The following is a 9856-nucleotide window of genomic DNA, read 5'->3' as shown; positions in this document are numbered from 1 at the left end:
GCCGATGCGCGGGAAAATCAACATGGTCGCGGCAAACGGCAACATCCCAAGCCCCGACGCGATGGCCGAGAAGCCCAGGCCGTTTTGCAGGTAGAACGGCAGTAACGTCATCATCACCTGGGCGCAACCGGCGTAGGCAAACATGCCGAGCAGGGCGCCGATGAAACGCGGATGCCTGAACAACTGCAGGTCGACCATCGGCCGCTGCTGCATCCGCTCAATCAGCACAAACAGCCCCAACAACAGCGCGCCCCCGATGATCCGGGCGTAGGTGAGCGGGTTGCTCCAGCCGATGCGGTTGGCTTCGATCAAGCCCCAGATCAGGCACAGCAAACTCGCACTGAACGCCAGGCTGCCCCAGGGATCGAGCCGCGCCGATTGGGTGTCCCTGGACTCCGGCACGGCGCGCCAGACCATGAACATCAAGAACGCGCCCACCGGCAGGTTGAGGTAGAAGATCCAGCGCCAGCCGACATATTCGGTGATCAGCCCGCCGACCGTCGGCGCGGCGGTCATCGCCACGCCCATGCACGCGCCCCAGAACGCCCAGGCTTTGGCCCGTTCGACTTCATCGTGAAATGTATGGCCGATGGAAGCCAGGGCCGAGGTCAACAACAATGCCGCGCCGACACCCTTGACCGCCCGCGCGATGTCGAGGAACAACGCCGTGGGCGCCGCACCGCAACCGATGGAAGCAAGGATGAAAATGCCCAGGCCCCAGAGCAGGGTTTTCTGTCGGCCAAAACGGTCGGCAATGCTGCCCGCCGGCAGCAACAAGGCCGCGAACGCCAGCATGTACGCGCTGACCACCCATTCAATGTCGGCAAAGTTCGCGCCCAGGTCCCGTGCGATGGTCGGCAGGGTGACGGCGACGATGTTGGTGTCGAGCACGATCAGCGAGCACACGCCGGAGGCCGTCAGCAGTGTCAGGCGTGGACTGACCCGGCTCATGACGTGATTGCCTTTTGGGCAAGATCGTTGATCGTGGCGGCGAAAAGGGGTTTGACGTACATGGCGTTGGCTCTCTACTGTGATTGCCAATGAGCTTATCGCGGTCGATTGTCGGCGTTGTTAGCCAGGCATCGGGACTTCATTACCTTTGAGCTAATGCACCCATGGACATACGGCATTTCCGCTACTTTCTGGCCGTTGCCCGGCAAGGCAACTTTACCCGCGCCGCCGAACAACTCGGTATCGCGCCGCCGACCTTGACCCGACAGATCCAAGACATGGAGAACGAACTCGGCACGCGACTGTTCGTGCGCCAGACACGTGAAGTCAGCCTGACCGAGGCCGGTGCCGCGTTAATGATCGAAGCCGAGGCGACGGTGCGGCAGTTCGAATACGCCCAGCACAATGCCCAGCGGGCCGGGCGCGGGGACATTGGCCATATCGAACTTGGCTACGTGGCGTCGGCGGTGTACTCGGGCTTGCTGCAAAAACAGGTGCAGGCTTTCAGTCGCGAGTGCCCCGACGTCAGTTTGAATGTGCGGGAAAGCCCCATGGCTTCATTGCCAGCCATGGTGGTCGAGGGGCGATTCGATGTGGGTTATGTCCGCTCACCGATTACCCTGCCCGACGGCCTGGAGGCTATTCGTCTGGACTCAGAAGGCTTTGTGCTGGCGCTGTCCTCCGAGTCCTGGCTGTGCCGACTGCCGGAGATTGCTCCGGAGCATTTGCAAAACGAGACGTTTATTCTGCCGGAGCAAATCAGTGGCACGCTGCAAGTCGCCGCCGAGGGCGGGTTTGCACCGAAACTGGGTGCGCAGCCGGGCGGGCTGGTGGCGGTCATTGCGCTGGTTTCGCTGGGGCAGGGCGTGGCAGTCGTGCCGGAGTCGGTGGTCGGGCATGTCGGGTTGCCCGGCGTGTTGTACCGCACGATCAAGGGCTGCGAGGCGACGTCGTGGTTGTCGTTGATTCATCGACGGTTCGAAAAGTCGGCGGCGGTGTCCAGGTACATCGAGCAGGTCAAAAATCGTTAAGGGCAAAGCCCCAACCTAACAGCAAACCCGACGATTCAACCGCTCAGTGGCACGAGGCACAGTGCAAAGCCTGCGGAAGGTCTGTCGCAACCAGGCAAGATCGTGCGCCGGTTTACGCTTCACCCTCGCCGGTTTCACGCTGCCAATGTGCCTGGCGAAATCCGCCCTCAACGTTTCCTCGGTCCCGATCCCCTTGAGCTTCTTCAGCAGCTTCCTGTCCTTATAAAACAGCACGGTCGGAGTTCCGGTGACGTTCGGGTGTCGAGGCGATTCATGGGTGTTCAGCATGTAGATGTTCGCGTGATGACGATAAGCCTCGGCAATCTGACGAAAGACCGGCCCGGCCATTTCGCAGGCCGGACAGTGCTGACTGCCGAAGTACAAAATCACTGGACGCCAGGTTCTCAGTGCCTTGCGATAGACCGGGGCCAGCGTGTGGTGGGCGGTTACGGAGCGCATTGAAACCTCCTTTTTTCTTTCTTCATTGAGCGTCTGTCGACGTTAAAGGAGCGAGGCGGGTGGGTCTACTGTCAGAAATTACAGGTAACACGCTGCTCCAATTTGAACCGCCTCAAGACGAATGTGGTGCAAGTACCCGAACCGTGTAGCCAACGGTAGCGTTCGTTCCCCTGTTCGTTTCGTAACGTGCATTTTTAACGTTCACCCATCCATTTGATTCAAATCACTTTTCAATCTCCCCAACATTCCCCTCACAACCTGTGGCACACTTTCTGCTGTCTATTCCGTTGTTACATACCAACGTCCGGTATAGCGGAATAAACATCACCCTGGAGTGCTTGCCATGCATCGCCGACCTTCCTTGTTTAAAGCGTGTATTTTTCTTGTCGCAGCTTCGGCTGCTGCCATGGGCGTGGCCCAGGCGGCGGACAGCAAGCTCGATAGCGTGCTGGCCCGCGGGAAGCTGATTGTGGGCACGGGGAGTACCAATGCGCCGTGGCACTTCCAGGGAGCGGATGGCAAGTTGCAGGGGTTTGATATCGACATCGGGAAAATGATTGCCAAGGGTTTGTTCAACGATCCGACCAAGGTTGAATTCGTGGTGCAGTCCTCCGATGCGCGGATTCCCAACCTGCTGACCGACAAGGTCGACATCAGTTGCCAGTTCATCACTGTGACCGCCAGCCGGGCCCAGCAAGTGGCGTTCACCCTGCCGTACTACCGCGAAGGTGTCGGACTGCTGCTGCCGGCCAACAGCAAGTACAAGGAAATCGAAGACCTCAAGGCCGCCAACGACAGCGTGACCGTAGCGGTGCTGCAGAACGTGTACGCCGAGGAACTGGTGCATCAAGCCTTGCCCAAGGCCAAGGTCGATCAGTACGACAGCGTTGATCTGATGTATCAGGCCGTGAACTCCGGCCGTGCCGACGCCGCCGCCACCGATCAATCGTCGGTGAAATACCTGATGGTGCAGAACCCTGGCCGCTATCGTAGCCCGGCTTACGCCTGGAGCCCGCAGACTTACGCCTGCGCGGTCAAGCGCGGCGATCAGGACTGGCTGAACTTCGTCAACACCACCTTGCATGAAGCCATGACCGGCGTTGAGTTCCCGACTTACGCGGCGTCCTTCAAGCAGTGGTTCGGCGTAGACCTGCCGACCCCGGCCATCGGTTTTCCTGTCGAATTCAAATGATCCCGTGAGAGCGGGGCGCCGATGACGCGCCCCGTTCAAGGTACTGCTGACCATGAACTATCAGTTGAACTTTGCCGCCGTGTGGCGCGATTTCGACACCTTGCTGGCGGGGCTCGGTCTGGGCCTTGAGCTGGCGCTGGTGTCGATCGCCATCGGTTGCGTGATCGGCCTGATGATGGCGTTTGCTTTGCTGTCAAAGCACCGCGCATTGCGGGTGCTGGCGTCGGTGTATGTGACGGTGATCCGTAATACGCCGATTCTGGTGTTGATTCTGTTGATCTACTTCGCCTTGCCGAGCCTGGGGATCCGTCTGGACAAGATCCCGTCGTTCATCATCACCCTGTCGCTGTACGCCGGGGCGTACCTGACTGAAGTGTTCCGTGGTGGCTTGTTGAGCATTCCCAAGGGGCAGCGTGAAGCCGGTCTGGCCATCGGTCTCGGCGAGTGGCAGGTCAAGGCCTACGTCACCGTGCCGGTGATGCTGCGCAATGTGCTGCCGGCCTTGTCGAACAACTTCATTTCGCTGTTCAAGGACACCTCGCTGGCCGCCGCGATTGCGGTGCCGGAGCTGACCTATTACGCGCGCAAGATCAATGTCGAGAGCTACCGGGTGATCGAAACCTGGCTGGTGACCACAGCGCTCTATGTGGCGGCCTGTTACCTCATTGCCATGATGCTGCGTTACCTCGAGCAGCGTCTGGCGATCCGCCGATAGGAGGCCCCCATGTACGAATCACCCAGTTGGTTGCATGAGTTGTGGGTTGCCCGCGAAGTGTTGTGGCAAGGCTTTTTGACCAGTGTGCAGGTCTCGGCCCTGGCGATCTTGCTGGGCACGATGGTCGGCATCGTTACCGGGCTGGTGCTGACCTACGGCACGTTCTGGATGCGCGCACCGTTCCGGTTTTACGTGGACATTATTCGCGGCACGCCAGTGTTTGTGCTGGTGCTGGCCTGCTTTTACATGGCGCCCGCATTGGGCTGGCAGATCAGCGCGTTTCAGGCTGGTGCCTTGGGGCTGACGCTGTTTTGCGGCTCCCACGTCGCGGAGATTGTGCGCGGTGCGTTGCAAGCGTTGCCCAGTGGCCAGATGGAAGCGAGCAAGGCCATCGGCCTGACGTTTTATCAGGCGCTAGGCTACGTATTGTTGCCCCAGGCGTTGCGGCAGATCCTGCCGACCTGGGTCAACTCGTCCACCGAAATCGTCAAGGCCTCGACCTTGTTGTCGGTCATCGGTGTGGCGGAATTGTTGCTCAGCACGCAGCAGATCATCGCCCGCACCTTCATGACGCTGGAGTTTTACCTGTTCGCCGGATTTCTGTTTTTCGTCATCAACTACGCCATCGAATTACTCGGCCGGCACATTGAAAAGCGGGTGGCCTTGCCATGACTCAACCTCAAGTTTCGACACAGAACCAGGCCCTGCTGGACATTCGCGGCCTGCACAAACAGTACGGCAAGCTTGAAGTGCTCAAGGGCGTCGACCTGACCATGCAGCGCGGCAACGTAGTCACGCTGATCGGCTCCAGCGGCTCGGGCAAGACCACGTTGCTGCGTTGCGTGAACATGCTCGAAGAATTCCAGGGCGGGCAGATCGTGCTCGATGGCGAGTCCATCGGTTATGACGAGGTCAATGGCAAACGCGTGCGTCACCCGGAAAAAGTCATCGCCCGGCACCGGGCAATGACCGGCATGGCGTTCCAGCAGTTCAACCTGTTCCCGCACCTGACCGCGTTGCAGAACGTCACGCTTGGCTTGCTCAAGGTCAAGAAACTGCACAAGGACGAAGCCGTGGCGCTGGCGGAAAAATGGCTGGAGCGGGTTGGCCTGCTGGAGCGGCGTGATCACTATCCCGGCCAGTTGTCCGGCGGTCAGCAACAGCGCGTGGCGATTGCCCGTGCCATTGCGATGAATCCGAGCCTGATGCTGTTCGACGAAGTCACCTCGGCTCTCGACCCGGAATTGGTTGGTGAAGTGTTGAACGTGATCAAGGGTCTGGCCGACGAAGGCATGACCATGCTGCTGGTCACCCACGAGATGCGTTTTGCCTTCGAGGTCTCGGACAAGATCGTTTTCATGAACCAGGGGCGTATCGAAGAGCAGGGGCCTCCCAAGGAGCTGTTCGAACGCCCGCAATCGCCGCGTCTTGCCGAATTTCTCAAGAACACGCGGTTTTAACTTTTATATTTTTTCGATCAGGAGAAACACTCATGAGCATTACTCGTTACGGCACCGGCAGCACCGCCGCTGGCGGTCAGCCTCGCCCTTTCGCCCGCGCCGTTGAAGCCGATGGCTGGCTGCACGTTTCCGGGCAGGTGCCGGCGGTGGACGGCGAGATCATTACCGGTGGCATCGTCGAGCAGACCCACCAGGCCATGAAGAACCTGATCGCGATTCTCGAAGAGGCCGGTTATGGCCTGCAAGACGTGGTGCGCGCTGGCGTGTGGCTGGAGGATCCGCGGGATTTCACCAGTTTCAACAAGGTCTTCTCCGAGTACTTCAAAAGCGAGCACGCACCGGCCCGGGCCTGTGTGCAGGCGAACATGATGGTCGACTGCAAGGTCGAGATTGACTGCATCGCCTACAAGAAAAAGGCGTGAACCGAGTCGCGCCCATCGCGGGCAAGCCACGCTCCCACAGGGATTGATGGTGTGTATGCACTCTGTGGCAACACATAAAACCCTGTGGGAGCGGGCTTGCCCGCGATGGCGGCCTAACAGTCGCCAACACACTCTGGTTAAACTCCCGGCCACTTTGAATGGGAACCTGATGACATGACCGAAGACACCATCAAGCGCCGGGCTCGCGGTCTGGACCGGGCGTTCGATATCCTCGATTTCCTCAAGGAAGTCGGCAAACCGCTGCGCCCGAATGAAATCGCCAGCGGCATCGACAGCCCGAAATCAACGATCTACGAACTGGTTGCTTCCCTGCTGGAACGTCGCATCCTCGAGCCCGTGGGCAAGGACGGTCACGTCTACCTCGGCCGTCAGCTGTACTTCCTCGGCCAAGCGCATTTGCGTCATTTCGACCTGACCCGCGAGGCCGATCACGCCTTGCAGGACATCGTCAGCCAGACCCATGAAACCGCGCAGATGTGCCTGCTCAACGGGCGTAAATACACCGTGGCGCTGATGAAAGAGGGCGAGCGGCATTTTCGTATTTCCTCGGACATCGGCGAGAACGCGCCAATCCCCTGGACCGCGTCCGGGCGCCTGCTGCTGGCGCACCTGAGTGATCAGGAGATCATCGACCTGATCGACCACGACGACTTCATCCTGCCCGATGGCGAACGCCTGCCGCTGGAGCAGTTTCTCAAGGAAATCCGTCAGGCCGGTATCGATGGCTTTTTCTCTTTCGATAGCGTCGCCGACACCTTCACCCATTGCTTCGCCGCCCCGGTCAAAGACCCGAGCGGCGTAGCCATTGCGACCCTGTGCATCGTTGCCCCACGGGACGACGCCAAGAACAATTACAACGACTATCGCCGGGTGCTGATCGACAGCGCCAATAGCCTGGCCCGGCGTATCAACGAATAACAGCGGCTGCCTACAGCCGCGAATGTGAGGAGTTCGACCATGTCTTCTGCCCAAAACACTGCCGCCGTGGAAAAGGGCTTTGCCCAGACCGGCGCCAATCTGGTACGCGACGTCAGCCTGCCTGCACTGGTGCTGCACCGCGAAGCGCTGGAGCACAACATTCGCTGGATGCAGGCGTTTGTCAGCAACAGCGGCGCCGAACTCGCGCCCCACGGCAAAACCAGCATGACGCCCGCGCTGTTCCGCCGCCAACTCGACGCCGGCGCCTGGGGCATCACCCTGGCCAGCGCCACGCAAACCCGCGCGGCCTACGCCCATGGCGTGCGTCGGGTGCTGATGGCCAACCAATTGGTCGGCACGCCGAACATGGCGCTGATCGCCGATCTGCTGGCGGACCCGACGTTCGATTTCCATTGCATGGTCGATCACCCGGACAACGTCGCTGACTTGGGGGCGTATTTCGCCTCCCGTGGTGTGCGCCTGAACGTGATGATCGAATACGGCGTGGTCGGCGGTCGTTGCGGTTGCCGCACGGAAGAGGAAGTGGTCGCGCTGGCCAAGGCCATCGGCGCGCAACCGGCGTTGGCGCTGACCGGTATCGAAGGCTATGAAGGCGTGATCCATGGTCATCATGCGGTGACGGGCATTCGTGAATTTGCCGCCTCCCTGGTGCGTCTGGCTGTGCAGTTGCAGGACAGCGGGGCCTTTGCGATTCCCAAGCCGATCATTACCGCGTCGGGTTCGGCCTGGTACGACTTGATCGCCGAATCCTTCGAAGCGCAGAACGCTGGTGGACGTTTCCTCAGCGTGCTGCGCCCCGGCAGCTACGTGGCTCACGACCATGGCATCTACAAAGAAGCGCAATGCTGCGTGCTCGACCGCCGCAGTGATCTGCACGAAGGCCTGCGCCCGGCGCTGGAAGTCTGGGCACATGTGCAGTCGTTGCCTGAGCCGGGTTTCGCGGTGATCGCCCTGGGTAAGCGCGACGTGGCCTACGACGCCGGTTTACCGGTGCCGCTGCTGCGTTACAAGGCTGGTGTGGTGCCGGCGAATGGCGATGACGTGAGTGCGTGCAAGGTGACGGCGGTGATGGACCAGCACGCGTTCATGACCGTGGCGCCGGGGGTTGAGTTGCGGGTGGGCGACATCATTTCGTTCGGCACTTCGCACCCGTGCCTGACGTTCGACAAGTGGCGCACGGGGTGTCTGGTGGATGAGCAGTTGAACGTCATTGAAACCATGGAAACCTGTTTCTAAAGGTTGAGAGACCGAGGTGCGGCCTTCGCCAGCAAGCCGGCTCCTACAGGGGAAACGCATTCCATTGTAGGAGCCGGCTTGCTGGCGATGACGGCCTCCCAGATAACATCGCAACACCAGAGACGACAAAAACAATGAACACCATCAACACCCTCGGCCCCAACACCCCGCGCATTGCCCTCATCGGCGAGTGCATGATCGAGCTGCAACAACGCGCCGATGGCACGCTGCAACAGAGCTTCGGCGGCGATACGTTGAACACCGCGGTCTACCTGTCCAGGGAACTGGGCACGAGCGGCGTCGTCGATTACGTCACCGCGCTGGGCGACGACAGTTTCAGCGATGCCATGTGCCAGACCTGGGCCGACGAATGCATCGGGTTGGGCATGGTCCAGCGACTGCCTGGTCGACTGCCCGGTTTGTACTGCATCCAGACTGATGCGGCGGGCGAGCGACGCTTCCTCTATTGGCGCAACGAAGCGGCCGTGCGCGATTGCTTCACGACCCCGGCCGCCGCGCCGATCCTGGCGGCACTGCCGGATTACGACGTGCTGTATTTCAGCGGCATCACCCTGGCGGTGCTCGGGGTGCAAGGTCGGGAGAAATTGCTGGAAACCCTGATTGAGGCCCGGCAGCGGGATGCGCGGATTGTGTTCGACAACAACTACCGGCCACGCTTGTGGGCGACAGTCGAAGAGGCGCGGGCGGCGTATCGCAGCGTCTTGCCCTATGTCGACCTGGCGTTGTTGACGGTCGATGACGAGCAAGCGTTGTTTCATTTTTCCGATTGCGAGACGGTGTTTGCCGCTTACGAGCAGATTGGCACGCCCGAAGTGGTGCTCAAGCGTGGCGCCGAGGCGTGTCTGATTCGCTGTGATGGCGAGTCGTTCGAGGTGCCCGCGCAGAAGGTCGAGCGGGTGGTGGACACCACGGCGGCGGGGGATTCGTTCAGCGCGGCGTATCTGGCCAGTCGGCTCAAGGGCGGGAGTGCGGTTGAGGCCGCTGAAGCGGGGCATCGATTGGCGAGTCGGGTGATTCAAGTGCCCGGAGCGCTGATCCCCAAAGCTTGAAACAATCTTTTGTGGCGAGGGGGCAAGCCCCCTCGCCACAGGGCCCTCGCCAATTGCTTAATCCCGGTAAAACACCTGCACCAGGTGATACCCGAACTTGCTCTTGATCGGCCCGTGCACCACCCGCAGCGGCTTTTTGAAGATCACCGCGTCGATCACCCCGACCATTTGCCCGGGCCGCACTTCACCCAGGTCGCCGCCGCGTTTGCCGGACGGGCAGGTGGAGTACTTCTTGGCCAGCACATCAAAGGCTTCGCCCTTGGCGATGCGTTGTTTGAGCTGCTCGGCTTCTTCCGAGGTTTTCACCAGAATATGGCGGGCTTGAGCTTTCATTGGGGCATACCTTGCAACGGTGGTGGC

The 9856-nt window shown here is 60.5% G+C and carries 12 protein-coding genes; 9 read left to right on the top strand and 3 right to left on the bottom strand.

From position 1 onward, the window contains the following. A partial coding sequence (locus K0F88_RS32605) for an MFS transporter (protein ID WP_257605356.1) occupies window positions 1–951 on the bottom strand: 951 nt, incomplete at its 3' end. A gap of 164 nt (window positions 952–1115) precedes the next feature. Here K0F88_RS32605 and K0F88_RS26705 point away from each other — a divergent pair. Continuing rightward, window positions 1116–1982, top strand: coding sequence for a LysR family transcriptional regulator (locus K0F88_RS26705; RefSeq protein WP_094467245.1), 867 nt, complete (start codon window positions 1116–1118; stop codon window positions 1980–1982). 15 nt (window positions 1983–1997) lie between these two features. Here the strand turns inward: K0F88_RS26705 and K0F88_RS26700 are convergent, their stop codons facing one another. After that, entirely contained in the window at window positions 1998–2441 is a 444-nt protein-coding gene (locus K0F88_RS26700) for a co-chaperone YbbN (protein ID WP_219097216.1), read from the bottom strand. 343 nt (window positions 2442–2784) lie between these two features. Here K0F88_RS26700 and K0F88_RS26695 point away from each other — a divergent pair, with 343 nt between their 5' ends. The 8 genes from K0F88_RS26695 to K0F88_RS26660 all read left to right on the top strand — a co-directional run bounded on the left by K0F88_RS26695 (window position 2785) and on the right by K0F88_RS26660 (window position 9496). Next, the gene (locus K0F88_RS26695) at window positions 2785–3633 is read left to right on the top strand and encodes a transporter substrate-binding domain-containing protein (RefSeq protein WP_219097215.1); all 849 of its coding nucleotides are present in this window, start codon (window positions 2785–2787) and stop codon (window positions 3631–3633) included. Between the two features lie 52 nt (window positions 3634–3685). Continuing rightward, window positions 3686–4348 carry an amino acid ABC transporter permease gene (locus tag K0F88_RS26690; protein WP_008015908.1) on the top strand — a complete coding sequence of 221 codons (663 nt, stop codon included), beginning with the start codon at window positions 3686–3688 and terminating at the stop codon, window positions 4346–4348. Between the two features lie 9 nt (window positions 4349–4357). After that, window positions 4358–5020 carry an amino acid ABC transporter permease gene (locus tag K0F88_RS26685; RefSeq protein ID WP_219097214.1) on the top strand — a complete coding sequence of 221 codons (663 nt, stop codon included), beginning with the start codon at window positions 4358–4360 and terminating at the stop codon, window positions 5018–5020. Continuing rightward, window positions 5017–5808 (top strand): amino acid ABC transporter ATP-binding protein, encoded by a 792-nt coding sequence (locus K0F88_RS26680; RefSeq protein WP_077747698.1) that lies wholly within the window; start codon window positions 5017–5019, stop codon window positions 5806–5808. The genes K0F88_RS26685 and K0F88_RS26680 overlap by 4 nt, the downstream gene beginning before the upstream one ends. Before the next feature lie 32 nt (window positions 5809–5840). Continuing rightward, window positions 5841–6230 (top strand): RidA family protein, encoded by a 390-nt coding sequence (locus K0F88_RS26675; RefSeq protein WP_094467253.1) that lies wholly within the window; start codon window positions 5841–5843, stop codon window positions 6228–6230. Between the two features lie 174 nt (window positions 6231–6404). Next, window positions 6405–7169, top strand: a complete 765-nt coding sequence (locus K0F88_RS26670) for an IclR family transcriptional regulator (protein WP_010460880.1) — start codon at window positions 6405–6407, stop codon at window positions 7167–7169. Between the two features lie 39 nt (window positions 7170–7208). Next, window positions 7209–8426, top strand: coding sequence for an amino acid deaminase (locus K0F88_RS26665; protein ID WP_219097213.1), 1218 nt, complete (start codon window positions 7209–7211; stop codon window positions 8424–8426). 134 nt (window positions 8427–8560) lie between these two features. Beyond that, window positions 8561–9496 carry a sugar kinase gene (locus K0F88_RS26660; protein WP_219097212.1) on the top strand — a complete coding sequence of 312 codons (936 nt, stop codon included), beginning with the start codon at window positions 8561–8563 and terminating at the stop codon, window positions 9494–9496. Between the two features lie 57 nt (window positions 9497–9553). On the opposite strand, the gene K0F88_RS26655 is transcribed toward K0F88_RS26660, so the two are convergent. After that, window positions 9554–9829: a peptidylprolyl isomerase gene (locus K0F88_RS26655; protein WP_007898282.1), complete on the bottom strand. Its 276-nt coding sequence runs from the start codon at window positions 9827–9829 to the stop codon at window positions 9554–9556. Between the last annotated feature and the right edge of the window lie 27 nt (window positions 9830–9856).

Source organism: Pseudomonas sp. UMAB-40, from assembly GCF_900095275.1.
GTDB lineage: Bacteria > Pseudomonadota > Gammaproteobacteria > Pseudomonadales > Pseudomonadaceae > Aquipseudomonas > Aquipseudomonas mandelii_B.
The sequence above is the reverse complement of the archived record's forward strand: the minus strand, read 5'-3'. Positions and strand labels throughout refer to the sequence as shown.